18 protein-coding genes and 1 pseudogene are annotated in these 25,929 nt (G+C 56.3%); 12 read left to right on the top strand and 7 right to left on the bottom strand.

The annotated features are described in order from the left end of the window. Positions 1–129 precede the first annotated feature (129 nt). Together pheS and pheT are read left to right on the top strand one after the other, a co-directional pair. Positions 130–1,206 carry a phenylalanine--tRNA ligase subunit alpha gene (pheS, locus tag HEQ60_RS07400; protein ID WP_168071074.1) on the top strand — a complete coding sequence of 359 codons (1,077 nt, stop codon included), beginning with the start codon at positions 130–132 and terminating at the stop codon, positions 1,204–1,206. Then, positions 1,203–3,605 carry a phenylalanine--tRNA ligase subunit beta gene (gene pheT / locus HEQ60_RS07405; RefSeq protein WP_168071076.1) on the top strand — a complete coding sequence of 801 codons (2,403 nt, stop codon included), beginning with the start codon at positions 1,203–1,205 and terminating at the stop codon, positions 3,603–3,605. The genes pheS and pheT overlap by 4 nt, the downstream gene beginning before the upstream one ends. Here pheT and fhuF read toward each other — a convergent pair whose 3' ends face one another. The 3 genes from fhuF to HEQ60_RS07420 are packed head-to-tail and all read right to left on the bottom strand — an operon-like array spanning position 3,606 to position 6,690. Continuing rightward, positions 3,606–4,403 carry a siderophore-iron reductase FhuF gene (gene fhuF / locus HEQ60_RS07410; protein ID WP_168071078.1) on the bottom strand — a complete coding sequence of 266 codons (798 nt, stop codon included), beginning with the start codon at positions 4,401–4,403 and terminating at the stop codon, positions 3,606–3,608. A gap of 55 nt (positions 4,404–4,458) precedes the next feature. Further along, positions 4,459–4,935, bottom strand: a complete 477-nt coding sequence (locus tag HEQ60_RS07415; RefSeq protein WP_168071080.1) for an NUDIX hydrolase — start codon at positions 4,933–4,935, stop codon at positions 4,459–4,461. A 15-nt stretch (positions 4,936–4,950) separates the two neighbouring features. Further along, a complete protein-coding gene (locus HEQ60_RS07420) occupies positions 4,951–6,690 on the bottom strand; it encodes an HD family phosphohydrolase (protein ID WP_245183822.1) in 1,740 nt (579 codons plus the stop codon). Between the two features lie 191 nt (positions 6,691–6,881). On the opposite strand from HEQ60_RS07420, the gene HEQ60_RS07425 reads away from it, so the two are divergent. Next, entirely contained in the window at positions 6,882–8,390 is a 1,509-nt protein-coding gene (locus HEQ60_RS07425) for a UbiD family decarboxylase (RefSeq protein ID WP_168071114.1), read from the top strand. Positions 8,391–8,430: 40 nt separating this feature from the next. Here the strand turns inward: HEQ60_RS07425 and HEQ60_RS07430 are convergent, their stop codons facing one another. Further along, positions 8,431–9,450: an NAD-dependent epimerase gene (locus tag HEQ60_RS07430; RefSeq protein WP_168071084.1), complete on the bottom strand. Its 1,020-nt coding sequence runs from the start codon at positions 9,448–9,450 to the stop codon at positions 8,431–8,433. Positions 9,451–9,601: 151 nt separating this feature from the next. On the opposite strand from HEQ60_RS07430, the gene HEQ60_RS07435 reads away from it, so the two are divergent. The 4 genes from HEQ60_RS07435 (at position 9,602) to HEQ60_RS07450 (ending at position 16,907) form a co-directional block, all read left to right on the top strand. After that, positions 9,602–10,621, top strand: a complete 1,020-nt coding sequence (locus tag HEQ60_RS07435) for a glycosyltransferase family 4 protein (RefSeq protein ID WP_322099309.1) — start codon at positions 9,602–9,604, stop codon at positions 10,619–10,621. A 7-nt stretch (positions 10,622–10,628) separates the two neighbouring features. After that, a complete protein-coding gene (locus HEQ60_RS07440; protein ID WP_168071088.1) occupies positions 10,629–12,581 on the top strand; it encodes a polysaccharide biosynthesis protein in 1,953 nt (650 codons plus the stop codon). Then, positions 12,571–14,409, top strand: a complete 1,839-nt coding sequence (gene recQ / locus HEQ60_RS07445; RefSeq protein WP_168071090.1) for a DNA helicase RecQ — start codon at positions 12,571–12,573, stop codon at positions 14,407–14,409. Before HEQ60_RS07440 ends, recQ begins: the two co-directional genes overlap by 11 nt. An 89-nt stretch (positions 14,410–14,498) precedes the next feature. Further along, on the top strand, positions 14,499–16,907 hold the full coding sequence (locus tag HEQ60_RS07450) for an ATP-binding protein (RefSeq protein WP_168071092.1): 2,409 nt from the start codon (positions 14,499–14,501) through the stop codon (positions 16,905–16,907). Between the two features lie 179 nt (positions 16,908–17,086). On the opposite strand, the gene HEQ60_RS07455 is transcribed toward HEQ60_RS07450, so the two are convergent. Then, complete coding sequence (locus HEQ60_RS07455; RefSeq protein ID WP_209315464.1) at positions 17,087–17,659, bottom strand: DUF721 domain-containing protein; 573 nt, start codon at positions 17,657–17,659, stop codon at positions 17,087–17,089. 72 nt (positions 17,660–17,731) lie between these two features. On the opposite strand from HEQ60_RS07455, the gene mutY reads away from it, so the two are divergent. Next, positions 17,732–18,790 carry an A/G-specific adenine glycosylase gene (gene mutY / locus HEQ60_RS07460; protein ID WP_168071096.1) on the top strand — a complete coding sequence of 353 codons (1,059 nt, stop codon included), beginning with the start codon at positions 17,732–17,734 and terminating at the stop codon, positions 18,788–18,790. Positions 18,791–18,832: 42 nt separating this feature from the next. Here mutY and HEQ60_RS07465 read toward each other — a convergent pair whose 3' ends face one another. Beyond that, positions 18,833–19,906 (bottom strand): DUF3426 domain-containing protein, encoded by a 1,074-nt coding sequence (locus HEQ60_RS07465; RefSeq protein ID WP_209315468.1) that lies wholly within the window; start codon positions 19,904–19,906, stop codon positions 18,833–18,835. Positions 19,907–20,158: 252 nt separating this feature from the next. On the opposite strand from HEQ60_RS07465, the gene HEQ60_RS07475 reads away from it, so the two are divergent. Genes HEQ60_RS07475 through HEQ60_RS07490 form a run of 4 tightly spaced genes read left to right on the top strand, consistent with a single transcriptional unit; the run spans position 20,159 to position 23,268 of the window. Continuing rightward, positions 20,159–20,857, top strand: coding sequence for a cell division ATP-binding protein FtsE (locus tag HEQ60_RS07475; RefSeq protein ID WP_322099311.1), 699 nt, complete (start codon positions 20,159–20,161; stop codon positions 20,855–20,857). Continuing rightward, positions 20,854–21,753, top strand: a complete 900-nt coding sequence (locus HEQ60_RS07480; protein ID WP_168071101.1) for a cell division protein FtsX — start codon at positions 20,854–20,856, stop codon at positions 21,751–21,753. Before HEQ60_RS07475 ends, HEQ60_RS07480 begins: the two co-directional genes overlap by 4 nt. 43 nt (positions 21,754–21,796) lie before the next feature. After that, positions 21,797–22,483 (top strand): YdcF family protein, encoded by a 687-nt coding sequence (locus HEQ60_RS07485; protein ID WP_168071103.1) that lies wholly within the window; start codon positions 21,797–21,799, stop codon positions 22,481–22,483. Beyond that, positions 22,480–23,268, top strand: a complete 789-nt coding sequence (locus HEQ60_RS07490; protein WP_168071104.1) for a lysophospholipid acyltransferase family protein — start codon at positions 22,480–22,482, stop codon at positions 23,266–23,268. The genes HEQ60_RS07485 and HEQ60_RS07490 overlap by 4 nt, the downstream gene beginning before the upstream one ends. 15 nt (positions 23,269–23,283) lie before the next feature. Here HEQ60_RS07490 and polA read toward each other — a convergent pair. After that, positions 23,284–25,863, bottom strand: a pseudogene (gene polA / locus HEQ60_RS07495) (DNA polymerase I); the annotation flags it as partial. Positions 25,864–25,929 lie beyond the last annotated feature (66 nt).

The following is a 25,929-nucleotide window of genomic DNA, read 5'->3' on the forward strand; positions in this document are numbered from 1 at the left end:
TGCTCGCTACAGGGCAGCCCTTTTTCTTTGCCTTTGCTGAAAACTATCCGGAAAAGCACAGCACTCCGGTAGCCCGTTCGGGGCCCCTGCCCCTGTCCCCCCTGACTGTTCCGGGAAGGTTCTGGATCCATGGATACTCTGGATACCCTGCGTAACGAGCTTCTGGAAGCGGTCCAATCCGCCCCTGATGCCGACACTCTTGAAGCCGTGCGCGTTACTGCGCTGGGCAAGAAAGGGCGCATTACCGATCTGATGAAAACACTCGGCCACATGACCCCCGAGGAGAGACGCAGCTTTGGCCAGGCGATCAACGCCGTCAAGGACGAGGTTGCAGCCCTGCTGGAAAGCCGTAAAGCCGCTTTTGCCGAGGCCGCCTTGGAAGCACGCCTGACCTCTGAGCGGGTTGACATAACCCTGCCTGTGCGTCCTGAAACATCTGGCACCCTGCACCCGATCAGCCAGACCTGGGATGAAGTGGTCGCCATTTTCGGCCAGATGGGCTTTACCGTTGCTGAAGGTCCGGACATCGAGGATGACTTCCACAACTTCACGGCCCTGAACTTCCCGCCGGGGCATCCTGCCCGCGAGATGCATGACACGTTCTTCCTCTCCGAACAGGAAGACGGAACACGGAATTTGCTGCGCACCCATACCAGCCCGGTACAAATCCGCACCATGCTGGCACAAAAGCCACCCATCCGGGTAATCATTCCCGGACGGACCTACCGGTGTGACTCCGATATGACCCACACCCCGATGTTTCATCAGATCGAGGGCTTGGTCATCGACAAGGCCGTGCACATGGGGCATCTGAAAGGATGCCTGAAGGAATTTGTAGAGGCTTACTTCGAATTACCCGATGTTCCAGTCCGTTTCCGCCCCTCCTTCTTCCCGTTCACGGAACCATCTGCCGAGGTGGATATCGGATGCTCCCGCAAGGGGGGTGAGCTGAAAATTGGTGAAGGCAATGACTGGCTGGAAATTCTGGGCTGCGGCATGGTGCATCCCAATGTGCTGAAGGCCTGCGGGCTGGATCAGGAAGAGTATCAGGGCTTTGCTTTTGGAATGGGGCTGGAGCGGATTGCCATGCTGAAGTACGGCATTCCCGACTTGCGAACCTTTTTTGAATCTGACGCACGCTGGCTGAAGCACTACGGCTTTGCCCCACACGACGTACCAAGCCTGACCGGAGGGCTGACCCGATGAAATTCACCCTGTCCTGGCTGAAAGATCACTTGGAAACCGATGCCTCCCTGGATGAGATCGGAAAAACCCTGACCTCGATCGGGTTGGAAGTTGAAAGCATCACAGACCCGGCCGCAACCTTGGAAGGTTTTATAACGGGTCATGTCAAGACAGCAGAAAAGCATCCCGATGCGGATCGACTGCGCCTGTGTACCGTTGATGTCGGGGACAAAACGCTTCAGATCGTGTGCGGCGCCCCCAATGCCCGTGCAGGGATCAAGGTTGCAGTAGCAGTTCCCGGCTGCATTGTCCCGGCAACCGGCGATGTCCTGAAAAAAGGGACCGTACGGGGCCAAGAAAGCCAAGGGATGATGTGCTCCTCCCGCGAGCTGTGCCTGGGCGAAGACCACGATGGCATTATTGAACTGCCAGATGACACCGCTGTCGGAATCCCGCTTGCCACTGCCCTGGACCTAGACCCTGTCCTTGACATCTCGGTAACCCCGAACCGGGCTGACTGCCTGGGTATCAGGGGCATCGCACGGGACTTGGCCGCAGCAGGACTGGGAACGCTGAAGGCTGACACGCCAGCTGTTACCGCTGTACCCGCCGCGTTTACGAGTGGCCTGTCCATCATACGTGACCTGCCTGAGGAGACCAGCACCGCCTGTCCTTATTTTGCCGGACGCCTGATCCGCGGCGTGCGCAATGGTGAAAGCCCGGCGTGGCTGAAAAACCGCCTGCAAGCTATCGGATTGCGCCCGATTTCAGCCTTGGTTGACGTCACCAATTATCTCACATTCGGCTGGAATCGCCCCCTGCACGTGTTTGATGCCGGGCGTGTATCCGGACCACTGACCGTGCGCATGGCCAAGGACGGAGAAACCCTTCTGGCCCTGAACAACCGCATGTGCAATTTGGACACCTCGATGGTCGTTATTGCAGATGCAAAGGGCGTGCAGTCTGTCGGGGGTGTCATTGGCGGCATGGAAAGCGGCTGCACGGCAAACACAACAGACGTGATCATAGAAGCAGCCCTTTTTGATCCCGCACGCATTGCAGCGACCGGACGGCGCCTGAACATTGTATCCGATGCCCGCTATCGCTTTGAACGCGGGATTGATCCTGCCTCGGTCATGGAAGGCATGGAACGGGCTACCCGCTTGATCATGGACCTGTGCGGCGGAGAACCCGGTGATGTCGTCACAGTTGGCACAGTACCTTCATGGCAGAAATCCATCACCCTGCGTCCGGAGCGGGTTGAAAAGCTGGTGGGCATGACTGTTGGCATTGACCGGATGCTCACCCTGCTCGACCGTCTGGGATGCACACCAGAACTGGAAAACGGGGTTATTCGTGCCACACCGCCGTCCTGGCGGGTTGACCTGGAGGCAGAGCATGATCTTGTAGAGGAAATCGCACGCCTGCATGGCTATGACAGCCTTGAGGCCATTCCTCTTCCACGAAAAAGCATGCCGGTTCGTATCCTGAGCCCACGCCAGAAAATCACACGTCTTGTGGCCCGGACACTGGCATCACGTGGCCTGCATGAAACTGTAACCTGGTCCTTCATGTCGTCTGATCACGCGCCTGCTTTCGGTGGGAGCCAGGATGGCGTGCGCCTTGCTAATCCTATCTCTGCTGATCTGGATGTCATGCGTCCTTCAATCTTGCCGAACCTGATCGCAGCCGCAAGCCGTAACGCTGCACGTGGCATAGCCGATCTCGGGCTGTTCGAAACAGGACCCCAATTCCAGGGTGACATGCCGGGGCAACAAAAGTTGATGGCAACGGGCCTGCGTACCGGCAAGACAGGTCCGCGTCACTGGGACGCACGCCCACGCACAGTGGATGTCTTCGATGCACGAGCCGATGCCTTGGCCGTTCTGGAAGCCGCCGGCGTTGCAACGGTAAACCTGCAGATCACGGCCGATGCTCCGGCATGGTATCACCCGGGTCGTTCGGGATCCTTGCGCCTGGGCCCAACCATTGTCGCGACATTCGGGGAGATACACCCACGCGTCCAACGCATGATGGATGCCAAAGGAACCATGGTTGGCTTTGAAGTCTTCCTGGAGGCACTCCCCCTTCCACGGAACAAGCCGGGAAAGGCTCGTCCCCTGCTGAAAGCATCTCCATTTCAGCCCCTGGAACGGGATTTTGCCTTCGTTGTGGGCAAGGACGTCTGTGCAGACACCATGCTGCGCGCGGCACGCAGCGCGGACAAAGCACTGATAACAGCTGTCAGCGTCTTTGATGTCTATGAAGGGCCGAATGTACCGGAAGGTCAAAAATCAATTGCCCTGTCGGCAACCCTGCAACCGATGGACAGAACCCTCACGGACGAAGACATCGACGGCGTCTGTCGCAAGATTGTTGCAGCCGTCGAAAAAGCGAGCGGTGGCACACAACGCGCCTGATCAGACCATCCCCCTGTCGTCACCGCATGACGGGGGGCTTTCCTTCTTCGCCCCTGAATCAAGGGAAGAGGCATTGTGCACAAAGCCGGTATCGCCGGGGCATATGCTGGTGCACGTATTAAAACCAGGCAGCCGGTAACGCAAACAGCAAAGCCTGCGATGGAGTCCGCCGTTATCCAGACGCACAACGGGATGATGGAGTGGATTGTCCTGACCAGACGGCCTGTACAATTCATTGGCCAAGGCTTCCCGTACCGCTTCGGCACGCCGGGGACGATAGGAACGGGCAGCAAGGCATGACAAGGCCCAGTCCCCGGCCCAAGCTGCGTTGCTCCACAAAAGACGGGGCGCAATATGCACTGCTTCGGAAACAGCCATAACAAAGGGTTCCATATGGTCATCAACAAGGGACCACGCGTAAGCAAGTGAACCGGAAAGCCCTGTATCAAGAACAGACTCCGGCTCATCCAGACGCAGGGCGACCGGAGATCCATCATCATCAAAAAAAATGGAAACCTGATCCAGTGCCGTTGCGGTGTGCCGCTCCATCACCAACGACAAGCCCAGAAGGCCTGGAAAGATAGTGTCAAAGTACCTCTGAGCCCACAGGGATACCAGGGAACAATCATCTGGCTGGACACCATACGAACGGGAAAAACGTTCCAATACATCACGAACCACTGCCTTGTCCTGAAGGGCAGAACCGGGAACAAAGCGGCGGGTATCATCGGGAAAGACAATCGCTTGAGACCATGTTTTCAGGGGGCCCGGGAACATTTTCTTCAATGCCGTTCTCATGAAAGCTGTCCCGCCTTGTACAGACGGATCGACATCCCTGTTTCCTGAATGACAATCATACTGGCTTCTCCCGGCGCAACGTTCTGGCCATACGCCATCCCATGCGCGCCAGCAGAGGAACCTGCTCACCAAGCGCTCCGCCACCTTGCCCAATCAAGGCCGGCATGTGGAAATCCCGAACCCGGACCCAAGCCACCTCGGCCGCATCATCTCCGGCTACCCCATTACCATCTTCCCACTGACAGTAAACCGCATTCAGCACGTAGTGATACCGGACAGCACCGGCGATATCCCGATCAATGACATCAAAAGCAGCAAAGGCCACAATCCCGCGGGCATGCACGCCTGTCTCTTCGTGCAGTTCCCGTTCAGCCGCAGCCAACAGGGGCTCTCCCAGATCCAGACGCCCCCCGGGGAATCCCCAGCTTCCGGCATCAGGGGGATGACGACGACGGACAAGAAGAACACGGTTCCCTCTTGGAACCACAGCCAGGACAGCTGGCACCGGACAGCGGGGATAACGACCGTTCATAGGCTGTTCCTGCAATCATGCCCGTGGCAGAAATGATGTACAGGCGTGATCATCCATTTGGTCCGGGTGCAGGAAACGCTGCGCATAATCACGATAAACCCCGGCTTTCAGGAAAAGTTCAAAGACATCCCGATCCAGATGCCCCGCTTCTACCATTGACTGCAGGATGCGAAGACATTCGCTGATCTTCTTGGGAGTTTTGTAGGGACGATCTGCTGCCGTCAAGGCCTCAAAGACATCGGCCACAGCCATGATTTTCTCGGTTACCCCCATGTCCTCCCCGCGCAAACCCCGGGGATAGCCGGTTCCATCAATTTTCTCATGATGATTCCCGGCGATATCAGGGACTCGTTGCATCTTGCGGGGGAACGGCATCTGGGACAGCATATCCTGCGTAACAACGATGTGGTCGTTGATAACCTGACGCTCTTCGGCCGTCAGGGTGCCACGTTCCACCGACAGGTTATAAACCTCGCCACGATTGTAGATGCCAACATAATGATCATCTCGATCCTGCAAGAGGGTTTCAACAGCCGGGACCGGAGTACGCTCCGCCTCACTCAGGCGCTGTTTCTCCTCCCACGAAAGACCCAAGGTGCGATCAAACGTACGAATAAATGTCTGGGCACCGATCGCAGCAAGACGCTGGACATCCCCCGGATCAGCTCGCTCGGCCCCGACATTCAGGCGGGCAACCAAGACAAACTGCTCATCCAGCTCCGCACAACGGGCTGCGAAACGCGCTTCGGCCTCCTCACGCGAGAGGGTGCCATCCAGACTGGCCCGCAGCATGGCAATCTCGGCATCCCGGCGCAAGACCTCGAAACGGGTACGAACCTCATGAATACGGTCATATATCGTTTCCAGCTTGGTTGCCTTGTCAACAACATACTCCGGCGTCGTGACCTTTCCACAGTCATGCAACCAACCCGCCAGATGCAGCTCATACCACTGGTCCGCATCCAGACTGAAATCAGCAAAGGGACCAGATGTTGCATCACAGGCTGCCTTGGCCATCATTTCAGCCAGAACCGGTACACGTTCACAGTGCCCACCGGTATAGGGGGACTTGGCATCAATAGCCCGGGCAAGAACTGTAATGAAGCTATCCAGAAGATCTCTCTGCCCCTGTAAAAGCTTCTGGTTGTCAATCGCCACAGCAGCCTGACTGGCCAAGGCTTCCACCATTGGTCTTATGGCATCACCAAATGACACCACATGCCCATCGCTGTTCCGGGCATTGATCAGCTGCAGGACACCGATCACCTCGCGAGCCGTGTTGCGAAGGGGAAGTGTCAAAAAAGAGCGGGAGCGATAACCGGTCCCCGCGTCAAACCGACGGGTACCGGAAAAGTCAAATCCTTTCTCGGTATACGCATCGCCGATGACAATGCTTTCCCCTGTCAAGGCAACATAGGTCGCAACATTGGCGCGGTTGCCGGATCCGGTTGCCGGATCGTACAGGGGCAACGGAGGAAAGGGGATGGGAACCCCGGTTGTCCCGCCCATGGCAATTTTGAGGGTATCATTGCGAACAATATCAAAATGCAGGCTGCGACCGTCTTCAGACAGCAGATACAACGTGCCGCCATCTGCGTTGGCCAGATTCTTGGCCTCCACTAGAATCCTTTCGGTCAACCGGTTGTGGTCGCGCTCGGCCGACAGGGCAATGCCCAGCTCTATCAGGCGCGACAGAACCCGGTCACGGTCCGCAATACCCCGGTTGTCCTGATCAGGGTTATCCCCACGTTCCATGCCAGTCTCCCGCATGCATTCACAGTCCTTGCCTGCCATATGCATACGAACAGGTCAAGATCAGGAAACACCAACAGGATAGGACAAAAAGGATCTGTATCCCGGGCTGGTCCGGTGTAATGTGGCCCACCGGACCAACCGAAGGGGACTTCAATCCCCTGTATCAGACAGCCAAAGTGGAAGTCCTGCCAATGCCTTATGCTTCGCTGCGCGAGTTTATGGATGTCCTGGAAAAGAAGGGACAACTGTACCGGGTTCACGAACCTGTGTGTACAGAACTGGAAATGACAGAGATCCAAACCCGCCTTCTTGCGGAACAGGGGCCTGCCGTCCTGTTTGAGAAGCCGGTCCGGGCTGATGGAACCCCGTATGCCATGCCCGTTCTGGTCAATCTGTTTGGAACCGTGGAGCGAGTCGCCATGGGGATGGACCGCACAGCCCATGAACTGCGGGATGTCGGCGAAATGCTGGCCTTCCTGAAGCAACCCGAACCACCGGGGGGGTTCCGCGAGGCATGGAACATGCTGCCTCTTCTGCGCACTGTCATGGCCATGAAACCGGGAAACGTGCGCTCCGCACCATGTCAGGAGATTGTTGTTCCCGGGGATCACGTCGACCTGTCAAGCCTGCCGATCCAGTCCTGCTGGCCGGGCGAACCGGCGCCGCTGATCACATGGCCCTTGGTTGTCACAAAAGGTCCGGGCAAAGAACGCGAGGATGTGTTCAACCTTGGTATTTACCGTATGCAAGTCACAGGAAAGAACACAACGCTGATGCGCTGGCTGCAGCATCGCGGCGGTGCACAGCACTACCGCCGCTGGGGACAGGCAAAAACAGAGCCCATGCCGGCAGCTGTTGTTCTTGGGGCTGATCCCGGCACAATTCTGGCAGCTGTCACTCCCGTCCCCGAAACACTCTCGGAGTACCAGTTTGCCGGACTGCTGCGCGGCAGGAAAGTAGACTTGGTAGACTGCAAGACCGTTCCCCTCAAAGTGCCGGCCGGGGCCGAAATTATCCTGGAAGGGCATGTCATGCTGGACGAGTTCGGTAACGAAGGACCCTATGGTGACCACACCGGATATTACAACAGCGTGGAATCCTTCCCCGTCTTCCGGGTTTCCTGCATGACCATGCGCCGGGATCCCGTTTATCTGTCTACCTTTACCGGACGCCCACCCGATGAACCAAGCGTTCTGGGGGAAGCCCTGAATGATGTCTTTGTCCCGCTACTGTCCCAGCAATTCCCCGAAATTGTTGACTTCTGGCTACCGCCTGAAGGATGCAGTTACCGTATCGCGGTCGTCAGCATCAAGAAAGCCTATCCGGGTCATGCTCGCCGGGTCATGATGGGCGTGTGGTCCTTCCTGCGTCAGTTCATGTACACCAAGTTTGTGATTGTCGTTGATGATGACATCAACGTTCGGGACTGGAAGGACGTCATGTGGGCTATATCAACGCGCATGGACCCCGCACGCGATATTATGGTGGTTGATGGCACACCGATCGATTACCTGGACTTTGCCAGCCCGGAAAGTGGGTTGGGCGGAAAACTTGGCATGGATGCCACCAACAAAATGCCGCCGGAAACCCATCGCGAATGGGGCGAGAAGATCCGCATGTCCAATGATGTCATCGAAACAGTCACGCGCAAGTGGGCGCACTACGGACTACCCGGGCGAGGTACACCAATCTGGAAGTAGACGATGTGGCAGAAGCCAGAAAAGGCCTCTGCCGTCCACCTCAAATACCGTAGTAGTCACGATACCAGGCAACAAACCGCTCCACACCGACGGATACCGGTGTCAACGGGGAATAGCCCGTATCGCGACGCAGGGCTGATATATCCGCAAAAGTTGCAGACACATCGCCTGCCTGCATCGGCATCAGGTTCAGAACAGCCTTGCGGCCCAAGCACTCTTCCAAAGTTTGTATAAAATCCATCAGGGAGACGGGCGCACCGCGCCCGATATTATAGATCCGGAACGGAGCAACTGCACTTGCGCCCGGGTACGGCGTCCGGCTGCCCGATGCCGTCCAGTTCATGTCCGGCACGGGTGGATGATCCAAGGTGCGAAGGATACCTTCGACGATGTCATCGACATACGTGAAGTCACGCTTCATATCCCCATGATTATAGACATCAATCGGCTGCCCCTGAAGGATCGCTTTTGTGAAACGGAACAGGGCCATATCCGGTCGGCCCCATGGCCCATAAACTGTAAAGAAGCGCAGACCCGTAGCAGGAAGAGCAAAAAGATGGCTGTAGGCGTGAGCCATAACCTCATTGGCTTTCTTGGTCGCGGCATAGAGGCTCATGGGATGAGCTGTGCCATCACTCTCGCAAAATGGCATTTCAGGATTGGCTCCATAAACAGAGCTGGTCGAGGCATAAACCAAGTGAGCAACAGAATGCTCCCGGCAACATTCCAGCATGTTCAGGAAACCGACAAGGTTGCTCTCCCCATAAACATCTGGATTCTCTACACTATAACGAACACCAGCTTGGGCGGCCAAGTGCACAACCACAGAAGGCTTGACCCGGGAAAAAACATTCTTCAGGGATGCCTTGTCTGCAACAGAAACCCTCGCTTCCTCAAAGGCCGGATAACACCGCAGCCGTTCAAGCCGAGCCTCTTTCAGACGGACATCATAGTAATCTGTCAAGCAGTCAACACCAACAACCGCATCACCCCGCTCCAGAAGCCTGAGCGCGGTATGGAACCCGATAAATCCGGCTGTTCCGGTCACAACCAACTGCATTCAGCTGCGTCTCCTGTATACATGCAATATGCGCTATCACACCCTAGCAGCAGGGACACCAGGAATCACTGCCAATATTTCCGGGATTGCATACTATGACCCAGAGGCTGTATTCCCTGTCCAGGCTCTATACTTTTGCCCCGGAGACCCCGTGCCAACGTATCCTGATCTGACAGCAATACTGCTTGGTCTCGGCTCCTTGGCCTTCTCTATTGCCGGCACACGCCTTGTCCTGTTCTGGTTAAAAACCAAGGCAGTCCTGGATATGCCCAACGAGCGCTCCAGCCATACAGAACCAACACCCCGTGGCGGCGGACTGGCAGTAACACTGGTTGTTATCGCCGGGTGGACAGCATCTTTGATCCTGTTTCCCGGCAATCCACCTGTTGCTGCCTGGATCACCCTGGCAATGGCGCTGGTCCTGTATGGGCTGTCTTGGATTGATGATCGCATCAATCTGAAACGACGGCTGCGGTTTCCCATACATGTCATTGCGGTTACGAGCGCAACCCTGAGTCTGCCAGACCATGTGCTTGTCCTACAGGGGGAAGTTCCCCTATGGGCAGATCGCATAGTGACTGTTATCAGCTGGGTCTGGTTCCTGAATCTGTACAACTTCATGGACGGCATTGATGGCATTACCGGTATGCAGACAGGGTCTATCGGCCTTGGGATTGTTATTGTATCGGGCATTGCCGGACTGAATTCCAATATACCATGGGCCAGCATGGGTATGACCCTGATTGGCGCCTCCATCGGCTTTCTGCTTTTCAATTGGCATCCGGCACGCCTCTTCCTCGGGGATGTCGGCTCCATTCCGCTGGGATTCCTGACCGGGTTCCTCCTGCTCATGCTGGCAGGAACCGGTTATCTGGCCGCAGCTCTGATTATTCCAGCATATTATCTGGTCGATGCGACCGTTACATTGCTCCGACGGATTGCAACGGCAAGGCCGATTGCCCAAGCACATCGTGAGCATTTTTATCAGGTTGCCGTACACCGCAGCGGACTGTCTCACAGCACTGTAACGCTATACATTATGTCTGGAAACATGGCCTTGCTGGCTGCAACCATCGTGTCCGTAACCCTAGGCCCTGCTGCGGGAATTATTTTTGCGTGCATTCCTATACTCTTTCTTCTTTTCCGTTTCACACGACGCACGCTAGTCTAGGCGCCCAATGTCCTACGGATCTGCCATGCGTCGTCTTTTGTCCCGTCCCGATGTTGTCTATTGCCATGATTTACTCATGGCAGCCGCTGGCTTTGCCGTATCTGTATGGCTCCGATTCGGCGACAGTGCCGCAGAAGCACTCATGTCTGGCCCCATACTGACCGGGGGGCTGATCTTCGTCGGACTGTGCGCTGTAGTATTCCGCTGGAACAACCTTTACCGCGGTATCTGGCGCTATGCATCTGTCCGCGATCTTCTGGCCCTGTCGCGCGCCGTAAGCCTGAGCATTCTCCTTTTCCTGCCAATCCTTTTTCTCTTCACACGCCTTGAGTCCTTCCCACGTTCCCTGCCCTTCATTCTCTGGTTTGTCCTGCTGATCCTTCTGGGCGGGCCTCGCTTTGCCTACAGGGCCTGGAAAGATCGCAGCTTACACAACATCATGACATCGTCGGCTGGAACAAACCGTATCCCCGTTCTTCTGATTGGTGCCGGTGACGGGGCGGATCTGTTCATCCGTGACATGGAGCGCAAACCAGATGCCCAGTATGCCGTACTGGGCATCCTGTCCGTGCATGAAGGTCGTATTGGCCGCTACATAAGGGGAATGGAGGTTCTGGGTACACTTGACCGGTTCACGGATGTCATCAACCAATTACAGGAAAACAGTACCCCTCCTCAGCGCCTGATTATCACAGACGACACCATTGCTCCCGGCACACTGAAAACCCTTTTTACCCAAGCCGATGCCATGGGTATTCCCATGTCACGGCTTCCGCGGATCAGTGACCTGCGCGAGGGGATTGAGGAAAAAATTACTGTTCGACCAATTGCCATTGAAGATCTGCTGGGCCGTCCACAGGCAACACTGGACCATGACGCCATGCGAAGCCTGATCCAAGGGCGCCGTATCCTGATTACCGGGGCCGGGGGATCCATCGGCAGTGAACTGGTGCGACAGGTTGCACTGCTTGATCCGTCCCTTGTGATTCTGGGAGATCACTCCGAGTACGCGCTCTATGCCATTGATTTAGAGATGCAAGAGAAATGGCCGGCAATTCCCCGGCAGACCCATATCCTGGACGTACGCCACCGCACACGCGTCCGCACCCTGTTTGAGCAAACAAAACCCGATATTGTGCTGCATGCCGCCGCCCTGAAACATGTTCCGATTGTCGAAGAGAATCCCTTGGACGGAATCGATACCAATACACTGGGCACGGCCATTATTGCGACGGCATGCCGGGATTATAACGTATCTGTCATGGTCCAGATTTCCACCGACAAAGCCGTAAACCCGACCAATATCATGGGGGCCAGCAAGCGCATGGCTGAAATGATATGCCAGAGCATGGATCTTGAGGGATGCAACAGTGGCCAAACCCGCTTTGTAACCGTACGCTTTGGAAATGTCCTAGGATCAACAGGTTCAGTTGTTCCGCTTTTCCGCCGCCAACTGGAACGCGGGGGGCCCCTAACCGTCACACACCCAGATATGACCCGCTACTTCATGACAATCCGCGAGGCTGTTGAACTGGTCTTGGAAGCCTCCGCAATTGGTTATGCTGATTCTTCCTATAGCGGTAGTATCTTTGTCTTGGATATGGGCGAACCCGTGCGCATTGTCGATCTGGCAACGCAGATGATCCGGCTGGCCGGACTGGTTCCGGGGAAGGATATCCAGATTGCCTTTACGGGAACACGCCCGGGCGAGAAGCTGTTCGAGGAAATCTTCCACGGCTCTGAGCCACCGGTTCCAACCCGCTACCAAGGGCTCTTGCTTGCGCGGCCAAGGGTCACAGATCTTGACGAGCTGCAAGGCCACATAAAGAAACTGGAAGACGCCTGCCGGGATGGTGCGGAAGGACAGGCTCTGGATATTCTTCACACGCTGGTCCCTGAGTATACCGCGACGGGATCAGGGGCTGGTGTTTCTACTCCCCGGAAACACGATGCGCCATGATCCGCTTCACATTCTGAAGACAGTCTTCGGCTACGAACAGTTCCGTGGACATCAGCGTGCTGTAATTGACCATGTCGTCGCGGGCGGGGACGCCATGGTGCTGATGCCGACCGGGGGTGGCAAATCCTTATGCTACCAAATTCCGGCCTTGTGCCGTGATGGGATCGCGATTGTTGTCAGCCCGCTGATTGCCCTGATGCAGAACCAGGTGGAGATGCTGCGGCAACTGGGTGTAAAAGCCGCGGGCCTGCATTCCGGTATGTCCTTTTCCGAGATTGTCCAGACTGGGCGATCCATGCGGGCCGGAGAGCTTGACATGCTTTACGTCGCGCCAGAACGTTTGATGCAGCCCGCATTCCTTGATCAACTGCACCATTGCCGACTGGCCCTGTTCGCCATAGATGAGGCGCATTGCGTGTCCCAGTGGGGGCATGATTTCCGACCTGAATATCTACAACTGGCTGCGTTGGCAGAACGCTTCCCGGGTGTTCCACGCCTGGCACTGACTGCTACAGCTGATCAACCAACGCGGCTGGAAATCCTGGAACGACTCTGTCTTGGGAAAGGCGCACAGTTCATTGCCGGGTTTGATCGCCCGAACATACGCTACCGGGTCAGCCTGAAGAATGCCCCGAAGAAACAGCTTTTGCACTTTATACGTACGGAGCACAGCCGTAACTCCGGCATTGTGTACTGCCTGTCACGTGCAAAGGTCGAGGAAACAGCCTCGTGGCTGCGGGAACAGGGCATCGAGGCTCTGGCCTATCATGCCGGACTGGACCGCCATGTGCGACATGCCAACCAAGACAAGTTCCTGCGGGAAGACGGTCTTGTCATGGTCGCAACCATTGCTTTCGGGATGGGTATAGACAAACCCGACGTCCGTTTTGTCGCACACCTGGATTTACCACGGTCACTAGAGGCGTATTACCAAGAAACAGGCCGGGCAGGTCGTGATGGTCTTCCTTCCGATGCCTGGATGGTCTACGGATTGCAGGATGCGGCCAAGATTCGCCAGATGATAGAGGCCTCAGACACGTCGGAAAGCAAGAAAGCGGTTGAACGCCAGAAGGTATCAGCTCTGCTGGGATACTGCGAAACCACCTGTTGTCGACGCCAGGTCCTGCTGGAATACTTCGGTGATACAGCATCTCCCTGTAACAACTGCGATACGTGCCTCCAGCCGGTAGATACGTTCGATGGCCTTGAAGCAGCACAACAAGCCCTCTCCGCCATTTACCGTACAGGCCAGCGCTTTGGCGTGGCCTATATTGTCGATGTCTTGCGAGGAGAGGAAAACGACAGAATCCGGGGCATGGGCCACCAACACCTGTCGACATTCGGAATTGGCCGGAGTCGCTCTGTAAACGAGTGGAAATCCATTCTGAGGCAGCTGATTGCAATGGGACACGTGATAGCGGCTTCCGACCAAAATGGTGCGCTGATACTGGGACATGATGTCCTGCCGGTTCTCAGGGGCGAGGCCCTGGTCTCGTTCCGACGGGATCCTGCCGAACAAAGAAGCTCAACAGGAAAACGTGTCCTGATTGAAACGCCCGCCGAGCAAATTCTGTTTGATGCCCTGAGAGCCCGTCGGCTTGAACTGGCGCGTGCACAAGGTGTGCCGCCTTATGTTATTTTTCACGATGCCACCCTTCTCGAGATGGCCCGAAGGAAGCCCACCCACCTTGATTCCCTGTCAAAAGTTCCCGGGGTCGGATGCGGTAAACTTGGTCGTTACGGCCAAGATTTCCTGGACGTCATAATCAGGGTATCTGAACCGGATACAGGCCCCGAAATCACACGAATACATACAGTGAGCAAATAAGCCGAACAAAGGCTGTGCCCTTTTACGGGAGAATATCATACTCTTCTCCAGTAAACCCTGATGCAGGCCGTTACCCGGAGTAGTGGTGCATGCAGCTGAAGACCCGTGACCGACTGACATTAAGGCAGCTGCGCTACACGCTGGCCATCGCCTTGCTGCTCGGCTTGGTGCTCAGCGCCGTCCAGGTAGCAAGAGACTACGCACAACACAATCATAACACAAACCTATCGGCCCTAAGAGCCTTGGACGCCTTCCATTATGCGGGTGTTCAGGCCGCCTACACACTTGATACCGACTTGGCCAACGATGTCGTGCGCGGCCTTGTTGCCGATGGCCCCATCGTGTCGGCCCGAATCATCAGTGACTTGGGTGACCGTCTGGCTGCCATTGAAGTGGCTCCGGACGAAGAATCAGCCCTTTATGAACTTCTTTTCGATAAACCCAACGTTGTAAGGCGGGACCTTACCAAGGTGCAGCCCGGGGGTAGAATCGAAAGCATAGGGGTTCTGGAGGCCGAAATATCGCCCAGAAGAACGGCCGGACCGTTCCTGGAGCGGGCTGTCCTCAACCTGATCAGCGTTCTGGTCCAGACCGTTGCGTTGGCAGCCCTTCTGTCACTGGTTTATCTGCATACTACAACGCGACCATTAACACAGATTGTTGCTCGTTTGCATGAACCAGAAGAGAACGCGGCTTTCCTGCGCGAACTTCCGATTCCGCGTGGGCATGAGAACGACGAAATCGGCTTCCTTGTCCTCTCCTTCAATCGGCTGCTCCGCTCTGCCGAAGCGGAGCTGCAGGCCAGGCGCTTGGCCGAGGAAAATCTTCGCAAGTCCAACGATGCCCTTGAGCTGCGCGTTGAAGAACGCACATCCCACCTTAATCAGGAAATCATGGAACGGCGCTCGGTTGAAGAGGCATTGCGCCAAAGCGAAGAGCGTTTCAAAGACCTGACCGAGGTTTCCTCCGACTGGTTCTGGGAAACAGGCCTGGATGGTCGCATCTCCCTCGTCTCGGATCGCTTCTTCAGCGTGTCAGGTCTGGCACGGGAACGCATTGTCGGCCGACGTCTGAGTGAGCTGGTTGAAAACGGGACCATATCAGATGTAAGCCAAGGAGCCGAATCCATTGAAGAAATGATGGAGCAGCGCGCACCTCTCATCCGTTATGACATGAGCATGCAAGGTATAGAGGAACGGCTCTATTTCCTCATCAATGCCAAGCCCGTTTACGACTTCAACGGCGACTTTACGGGCTATCGTGGTACAGGGCGCGATATTACCCAAAGCCGCCTGTTCGAGACACGCCTAGACGAAGCGCGGACAGAAGCTGAACGCGCCAACGCTGCAAAATCTCACTTCTTGGCCAGCATGAGCCATGAGCTGAGGACACCGCTCAATGCCATTCTTGGCTTTGCGCAGCTGCTGCGGGCCGCGTCGGCCAATGCACTGACCTCAGCCCAGAAAAAATACGTTCAGCACATTCTTGATGCCGGTGATCACCTCCTGCGCCTGATCAACGAAATTCTTGACCTTGCACGCATTGAAGCCGGCAAAGTTGATCTTTCGGTGGAAAATGTTGATGTCAGGCTTCTGGTGACTGAATCAACAGCCCTGCTGGAACCCTTGGCCGCTAAACGACAAATCACCATTCATGCAGAAGGCAGTACCGACCCTGTCTTTGTCATGGCGGACCGCTCGCGTCTGAAGCAGGTGATCATCAACCTGGGCTCCAACGCCATCAAGTACAATCGTGAAGCCGGGCATGTGTACTTCAAGATCAGCCCCGCACCGGAAGCTGGGCACGTCCGGGTTACGGTCCAGGATACCGGCATCGGCATTGCGCCGGAAATGCTCAAGAAAGTCTTTGAACCATTCAACCGCTTGGGTGCTGAGGCAACCAACATCGAAGGAACCGGCATTGGCCTGACCGTCACCAGCCAGATCCTGGCACATATGAATGGTAAGATTGGAGTAGAGAGCACACAGGGTGTCGGCTCTTCGTTCTGGTTTGATCTGCCTGCCGGCGACAACACCGTCAAGGCCAAACAAGAGGAAATCGTCGAGGAACTTCCCGCCGGAAGCGGTGAGAAACCTCTCAAGGTCCTTTATGTTGAAGACAATCCGGCAAACCGTGATCTGATGCGCGATGTCATGGACCTGCGCGAGAATGTCACCTTGGTCATGGCCGAAGACGGCGCCACCGGTATTTCAATGGCACTGTCCGAAAAACCCGATCTCATTCTTCTGGACATACACCTGCCAGACATGACCGGTATTGAAATTGCACAAAGGCTGCGTGGCGGTGTTCTGGATCGCCCCGTCCCGATCATTGCTGTCAGCGCCGGTGCCATGAAGAAAGATATCGAGCGGGCACGCGATGCCGGCATCGATGACTATATCTGCAAACCCTTCAATATAAGCCAGATGCTGACCCTGCTGGATCAGGTTGCAGATGGAAGCTACAAGTCCGGAACCCTGTCATCGGACAAGACATAGGGCTGAGCACCACGTCTCCGGCAGGCTTTTTATCCGCAGCGCCTGTGGATAAGTTTGATCTTTTCCTGTTGGCAGTACTGTTTCACCACGGCCTGACCAAGAGAATCACCAGGATGCCTATAAAATAGGCAAATTTCTGCTAGCAGAAAGACGATACAATCTGCATAGGTGCTGCAGCACTATGTATCCGATGAACGCGCCACCACATGACGCCCCAAGCGCTCCAAGGTTGCTCGCAGCTCTGGATCGGTTACATCATCCAGAAGATCATCCAATTCCTCTTCCTCTTGATGCGAGAGCTTTCTTGGAGGAACAACACGCGACACCCGCGGAGCAAGAGGAAGGGGAGCCTGTATGATCTTGATCCGGGCCACAGCCTGATAACCGAAGTACCGATTGATTGTATCAAGCATGAACAGGCGATCGTGATCAAGCTTGAGAGCAACAGGTCCTGATGCCGCACGAATCAGCAGTTCCCCATTTGCACGCGTTCCCTTGGAAAAACGCAACCGCTCGGGCATAGTCTGTTTTGCGACAGACTCACCGACAATAGCCGCCCAGTTGGCTATCAGACTGCCCTCGGCGAGCCCGTTTTTCCCCAGAATTGGACGTGATACCAGGTCACTGACGGCACCAACAGCCAATGGACCCCGGGCCAACCTGCGGGAGGCAGCAGCAAAAGCTGGTTTTCCAGAACCGGAGGAAGACGTGGACAAAGGACAACCATCCAACAAGAAGACACCAGAAAACATGGGACAACGCCTTGCATTTGGCAAGGCCTGCCTTCAGTGTGAGCGCCGCACAGAACCGAACAATGACCGACCATGACATCTGCATCACCGGATACCATTCTGCTTGCCTGGTATGATCGCAATCACCGGCACCTCCCGTGGCGCAGTCCACCGGGCATGTACGCCGATCCCTATCATGTCTGGCTGTCCGAAATCATGTTGCAGCAAACAACTGTGGCAGCTGTACGGCCTTATTACCTGATCTTCCTCTCGCGGTGGCCAACGGTTGAAGCTCTTGCCGCAGCTGATGATGGGGATGTCATGGCAGCATGGGCCGGCCTTGGGTACTACGCACGGGCACGTAACCTTCTGTCCTGTGCACGCATCATTGTCAGGGATCATGGCGGCCGCTTTCCCGGTACAGAGCAAGCCCTGCGCGCGCTCCCCGGAATCGGGGCCTATACGGCCGCAGCCATTGCTTCTATCGCCTTTGGTCAGCGGGCCGTGGTTGTGGATGGAAACGTCGAACGTGTCATGGCCCGACTGCACGCGGTAACGGACCCTCTCCCCGGGGCAAAGAAACACCTGCGCACCCTTGCCGACGCCCTGACCCCACAGCAGCGCTGTGGTGATTATGCACAGGCTGTTATGGACCTGGGAGCCACACTGTGCTCCCCTCGCAGTCCAAACTGCCAGATATGCCCGTGGGTCAGTCTGTGCAAGGGATACCACCAGGGCATAGCAGCAGAACTACCGTACAAAACAACCAAGGCAAAGCGGCCCGGCCGCTACGGAACCGTGTTCTGGATCACGGATCCCGAAGGCACTGTCCTACTGAGACAACGCCCACCAAGAGGGCTTCTGGGCGGCATGATCGAGATTCCATCCACTCCATGGCAGGAAGCTCCATGGACATTGGAAGATGCAACATCTCATGCCCCAATACAGGGAGAAACGTGGCGCACAATTGCGGGAACGGTGCACCACACGTTCTCTCATTTTGATCTGGAGTTGAAGGTTATTGCCGGAACAGTCGCACAGACAGGGAACATCACCGGACGCTGGGTCAAGCCAGAACACTTCGACAAGGAAGCGCTGCCCAGTGTCATGCGGAAAGTGATCCAGCACATGCATAAACAGGACACAGGCTGAAGGAACACCACATCCTCTCAACCTCGAAAAAGGACAAGGCAATCAGGGAACTGGCGCTCCGGCAGGGGCGGTATCCCCCGCACCGGATGAGGAGGATGGCATACGACCACGCGCCCACTCAACCTCAAAACGCCGCGCCGCGGCCGATGGATTCTGGAGCTGAACACGGAAACCGGTTGTATCGCCGGCTGCCAGTTCGGTAACCGGGGCCTGCGCGGCCAGTTCCTGGACAACACGACCGGTCCCGTCAAAGAGCACAAGGCGAATAAAGGGAACAAGGCGAGAAGTGGAGGATGTATTGGCCACAAAGCCACGCACCACCAGGTTATCAACCCCGCCATGCAGAACACGTTCCCCGGTCACTTCGCGGAAGGTAAGACCAAGGCCGGGGATATCAATCTCGATACCAACCATCCGGAACAGGGCCTCGGCATCCTCATAGGTCTTTACAATCGGCACACGCCAAAACCAAGCCGCACCGGCCATGACTCCGACAACAATGACCAGAAACAGGAGCGAAGAGAACAGGGTCCGTATCCACCCGCCTCCACTTTCCTTCTTGCGCACAAAGGGTGAGGCAATATCATCACCATCGGGGAAATCCGGAAAATCGGGAATGGCATCGTCATCGCGACTGACAAGACCGGAAAATTCCTCAAGCGCATCATCACCGCGACGCGGTGCATCAGAATCGTCTGCCTCCAGAGGATCGAGACGAGCCAAAGCTTCATCATCCTCGGCATCATGGGCGCTGGCGGCATCGACAGGCCCCATGGGATCAAAATCCGGGTCCTGGCCGATATCACCGATAATATCAGATGCGACCGGATCGATATCAACCTCGGCATCATCATCCGGAGATGACGGCGGCTCGGCCTCCATCGGAAGATCGGGCACCGGAGGCAAGGGCTCGGAAGGCAATGGATCAGAAGATGGCGGAACCGGTGGTTCAACAACAGGCACAGATTCTGCCGGCGCCTGGACAGGTGCCGCAGAGAGTGGCATCTGCCGCCACAAATGGCCGCACTGCGAGCATTTAAGTTTGCGCCCGTTCGGACCGATCGCCCCTTCGGGCACGGAGAAAAGAGTCGCGCAATTGGGACAGGTAATATCCATGAACGTATCTGTCAGCCCCGGTGTATCTTGTCTCTTATAGAACGGGGTCTGCCCTGAAACAAGTATAGCGGTATCGAACAGAAAAACATGGCTGTCGATTTGACTCTCCGCTCCCTGTGGACGCAGACGACAGCCTGTGCCAATCTGCGCTCCGGCCCGCATGGAACAAAGGACAGGGTCTGCGTGACATACCTACCCAGAGGTCAGGACAAAAAAAGCGTAAACGCTGCAGATGAGCGCGGTGGCTCGGCCATCCGCTTCGAGTGCGTTGGTCTGCGCTATGGCAACGGACCAGAAGTCCTGCAGGATATCAGCTTCAATCTCCCCCCCGGATCCTTCCATTTTCTGTGCGGGCCTTCGGGGGCTGGAAAAACCTCGCTTCTCAGCCTGTTATACTTGGCCAGGCGCCCCTCGCGCGGGCGGCTGTCCCTGTTTGATATCGACGTTGGTGCCATCAGTCGGAAAGACCTTCCTGCCCTACGGCGACGGATCGGCGTTGTATTCCAGGAGTTCAGGCTCATGGACCACCTATCAACTCTTGATAACGTGGCCCTCCCCCTAAGAGTTGCCGGCGTATCGGAAGCCAGCATACAACGGCATGTTCCTGAACTTCTGGAGTGGGTTGGTCTGGAAAAATACATGCACACCAAGCCGGCAATTCTTTCTGGCGGGCAAAAACAACGGGTTGCCATTGCGCGAGCCGTCATCAACAGACCCGACATCCTGGTGGCCGATGAAGCAACAGGTAATGTTGATGCAGAAACAGCCACCCGGCTGATGCATTTGTTCATGGAACTGAACCGGCTTGGTACCACCATTGTCATGGCGACCCACAACGAAGAGCTTTTGCGACGTTTCCCAGCCCCCTGCCTTATGCTTCAGGATGGACACGTCAGTATTTCAGAAAGCCCTGCCACCGCGTTCATGCCCGGGGGAGAACCTGTATTATGATAGCTGGATGGTTCCGTACCGATCTGCCTGTTGCAACAGACCCTGCAGGTCACTTTCTACCTTGGCTGGTCTCTATCATGACATTTCTGGCTGCCATGGCGTTAACGGGTGCCCTGACCCTCAGCAATCTGTCCGCTCGGTGGGAAAGCACGATGACCGGCACACTGACCATACAAATCCCGGCTATGGCCGGGGATACAGGGCCGGGCAGTGCAACGCATAAACGCATCGACCACATTGCACGGAGCCTTGAAACACTGCCGGGGGTACAACGTGCAGAGCCTATCCCGACAGAACACGTCGCAACGCTTCTGGAACCATGGCTTGGGGCCGGAAACCTGGCCCGCGAACTCCCGCTCCCACATCTGATTGATGTATCGCTGGATGAAGGAAGCGGCCGCGACCTTGCCGTGCTGGAGAAACACCTGCAGGCCATAGCTCCCGGAACAACAATCGATGATCACCGGGTATGGCTGTCACGCCTGATCAAGGCTTCGGTCATCCTGCGCTTGCTGGCCTGGATTATGCTCTCCCTTGTTGTGGGCGCAACTACGGCCACTGTTGTCCACGCAACCCGGGCGTCGCTGGCCGTTCATCGTCCACAGATCGAAGTGATGCATCTGGTGGGGGCAACAGACAGCTATATTGCAGGACAGTTCGCCCGCAGGACCTGCATGCATGCCGTGGCGGGCAGCCTTCTGGGGCTTGTGCTGGCATGGCCGGCCCTGTGGAGTGTACGCTCCATATTGTCCGACATCGACGGCGGCCTGATACCGGAAACATCTGTTGACGCCTTGCATGTTGTCGCATTATGCAGCCTGCCGTTCCTGGCCGCCGGGCTTTCTGTCCTGACGACACGGATCACCGTACGTCGCCAACTGGCACACATGCTCTGAACGCCCCACTCACCTCCTGTCGCCACCAGCAGGAACAAGACCCATGGTTCTGACCCGGTTTCTTCTCCGCCTTTACGCAAGCCTGACGATAACAGGACTGGCCTTCTTGGCCCTGTGGCTTCCGGGTCTTGTCTGGTTCACAGCCACCATGCCGGACCAAGTGGAAGACAGCAGCACCCGAACCGACGCAATCGTGGTACTGACCGGTGGCAGCGAACGGATGCAGACAGGCTTCCGACTTCTGGAACAAGGCATGGGATCCGTGTTGTTCATTTCCGGGGCCGGGCCAGGCACCACACCGGGAGAACTTCTGCGCGATTCCGGAACCCTGAAGCCAGAAGCTCTGCGAAATCACATAGAGCTGGGGCACATTGCCGCTGATACGGTTGGAAACGCTTGGGAAACCACCATATGGTTACGGAGCCACGGCTTGACTTCCATGCGTCTGGTAACCGGCAGCTACCACATGCGGCGCAGTCTTCTGGAATTCCAGGCTGCCATGCCAGAGGTCACCATTATTCCACATCCCGTATTCCCCGGACTTGTAAAGCAGGATAACTGGTGGCAATACCCCGGAACAGCAGCTCTTTTCGCCACAGAATATACAAAGTACCTGTTGGCACGGCTTCGCCTGTCCCTTCCCGACGCACCGGGAATACCAAAACCGGTCACGGGGATACCGGTTGCAAAACTATATATGTTGCAAAAAGACGGAGCCCATCCACAGTGATCCTGCTTGTTGTTCTGCGTTCGCTTGTCTTCAATATTTTTTATGTCGTATGGACAGTCGCCATCGGCATTGTGCTGATGCCTCTTTTGCTTGTACCAGGACGACGATCAATGCTGGCAGCACGGTGGTGGGCCTATGGCCTGGTTCTCGGCGCACGCTTTCTGTGCGGTATTCGCTGGCGTGAGGAAGGACGGGAGCACCTGCCCCAAGGACCGTGCATTATCATGAGCAAGCACCAGTCAACATGGGAAACACTGTATTTCCCGATGGTCCTGGAAAAGCCTGTTTATGTTCTGAAGAAAGAACTGCTGTCTGTTCCAATTGTTGGCTGGCATATGCGGAAATCAGGAATGATCGCCGTCGACCGCAAGGCCGGGGCAGCGGCCATGAAAGTCATGCTGCGAGGTGTAGAAGAGGCCCTTGGACGTGAATCCCAGATCATCCTGTTCCCGGAAGGAACACGCACCCAGACAACGGAATACATGCCATTCCAGCCGGGAGCGGCTGCCTTGTATTCACGCTTTGGCAAGTCTGTTCCCGTTGTTCCGGTTGCTCTCAACACCGGCATGTTCTGGGCCCGCAGTTCATTCATGCGCTATCCGGGAGAAATTGTGGTCCGCTACCTTCCACCTGTTCCGCCCGGACTGGACCGCGAAACCTTCAACAGGACGATCGAGGATACAATCAACAACACATCGCGTACGCTATGCGGCCTGCCCCTGCACATGGAAAGCACAGCGGGGACAGGCAGCACAACAGACCCAACAAACCTTCAAGCCTCATGAACAAAGTGGCGTCCTCTAGTGCGCACCAGCCCATGTATCCGCAACGCCCGTATCAACAATCAGCGGAACTGATAATACAGCTGCACGCTCCATGACCGCTCGCACGACAGAACAGGTCTCATCGACTTGATCCCTGGGCACATCGAAAACCAGCTCGTCATGAACCTGCAACAGTAACCTTGCCTTCAGCCCTTTCTCCTCCAGGGCCGAAGGCAGTGCAATCATCGCCTTCTTCAGGATATCGGCTGCACTCCCCTGTATCGGAGCATTCACAGCAGCCCGTTCGGCAAAGGCACGCTGGGCCGGATTTTTACTCTGGATATCCGGTGTAAAGCACTTACGGCCGAACAAAGTTCTTACAAATCCCTGTCGGCGCGCCTGCTCGATTGTCTGCTCCATATAATCACGAATTTCAGGGAACATCGCAAAATACGCATCGATGAACGCCTTGGCCTCTCCGTTGGAAATGCCAAGCTGACGCGCAAGACCAAAGGCCGATATACCGTAAATAATCCCGAAATTAATCGCCTTGGCCCGTCGGCGCAGCATCGGATCCATTCCCGCAACAGGCACCCCGAAAACACGGCTTGCCGTCATGGCATGAATATCCTGGTCGTTGTGGAAGGCGTCCCTGAGAGCGCTAACAGAAGCAACATGGGCCACCAAGCGCAGTTCGATCTGTGAATAGTCTGCCGACAACAACACACAGCCCGGACGCGCCACAAACGCTTGCCTAATTTTACGCCCTTCCTCGGTCCGTATCGGAATATTCTGCAAATTGGGATCATTGGACGACAGCCGCCCCGTGGTCGTGACTGTCATCGCAAAACGCGTATGGACCCTGCCGGAACGGGGGTTGATCTGACGCACCAAGGCATCGGTATAGGTGCTTTTCAGCTTGGCAAGAGCCCGCCAATCCAGAACCTTCTGCGGCAATGCATGCCCTTCGGCAGCCAGAGACTCCAGCACCTCGGCATCCGTTGACCATGCACCAGTCCGGGCACTCTTCCTGCCGCCTTTCAGCCCCATCCGACCAAACAGGATATCACCAAGCTGTTTGGGAGAGGCCACATTGAAAGCCTCACCCGCCAGATCCTGTATGTCCGCCTCCAAGGTCACCATGCGTCCTGCAAAGTCAGATGACAAGGACTCCAGCGCCGTACGATTGACGGCAATCCCCTCCTCTTCCATGGCGAACAAGACAGGTATCAGGGGACGGTCGAGCATCTCATGAACAGCCACCATACGTTCCGCTGTCAGCCGATCACGGAACAGTGTATGCAAGCGCAGGGTGATATCGGCGTCTTCGGCAGCATAGGACAAGGCCTTGTCCAGAGGAACCTGATCAAAAGTAACCGCAGCCTTGCCCTTCCCGCACACATCCTCATAGCGGATGGTCTGATACCCCAGATGGCGCTCTGCCAGTTCATCCATACCATGACCGTGGCTGGCAGCATCCAGCACATAGGACAACACCATCGTATCATCCACCGGCGTCAACACGAGTCCCTCGCGGGCCAGTACATGAAGGTCAAACTTGATGTTGTGCCCGACCTTCAGAACACTGCGATCCAGAAAGAGAGGCTGCAAGATGGCAACCGCATCCGCTATTGCAACCTGCTGCGGTTTTTCCGGCCCTGGTCCTGCCAGAAGATCACCCTGTTGCTGCCGCATTCCATGCCGCAGGGGAATGTAGCAGGCCTGCCCCGGACCAACCGCCAAAGACATGCCGACAAGACGCGCCTGCATGGGGTCTAGACCATCGGTTTCAGTATCCACGGCCACAATGCCTATCTGCATGGCCCGGTCCACCCACCGCTGCAGAGCCTGAAGGTCCTGTACCAGTTCATAGGACACCGACTCTTCTGCCTTGCCTGCAGCAGTCCCGGTCTCCGCTTCTCCGTACGGAACAGAAGAGGCTGTACGGGCACGCACCATGGACAGAAGCCGACGAAACTCCATCGTCTCAAGAAATGGAACCAGAACATCCGGATCCGGAGCACGCCGGGAAAAAGACTCAAGTGGCACCGGCACCGGCACATCTTGGCGCAATGTCACCAGCTGACGCGAAATACGGGCAGCATCAGCATGCTCGATCAGGCTTGCCCGCCGCTTGGGCTGGCGAATCTCGGGCGCACGCAACAACAAAGTATCCAGATCACCGTATTCCGTAATCAAGGCCGCTGCGGTCTTGATCCCGATCCCCGGCACCCCGGGTACATTATCGGAAGCATCACCGGCCAAAGCCTGCACATCAACGACCTTCTCCGGCGCAACGCCAAACTTGTCGAGAACGGCCTCCGGACCGATCGTCTTGTTCTTCATGGCATCGTAGAGCGCGACCCCTTCCCCGACCAGCTGCATCAGATCCTTGTCGGAGGAGACAATCGTCACCCTCATTCCCTGCTGACGGGCCATAAGGGTGTAGGTTGCGATCAGGTCATCGGCCTCGAATCCATCCATTTCCACATGCGCCACGCCCAGCGCCGCTGTTGCCTCGCGAATCAGGGAAAACTGGGGGACCAGATCCTCGGGCGGGGGAGGACGATGAGCCTTGTAATCCGCATAAATATCGTTCCGGAAAGATCGGCGGGCAAGCCTGATCGAGCATGCTGATGCTGCCCGTATTTCGCGTCAGCTGGTGACATTGCGCCAAGATGT

The organism is Haematospirillum sp. H1815, from assembly GCF_012102705.1.
Taxonomy (GTDB): Bacteria; Pseudomonadota; Alphaproteobacteria; order Rhodospirillales; family Rhodospirillaceae; genus Haematospirillum.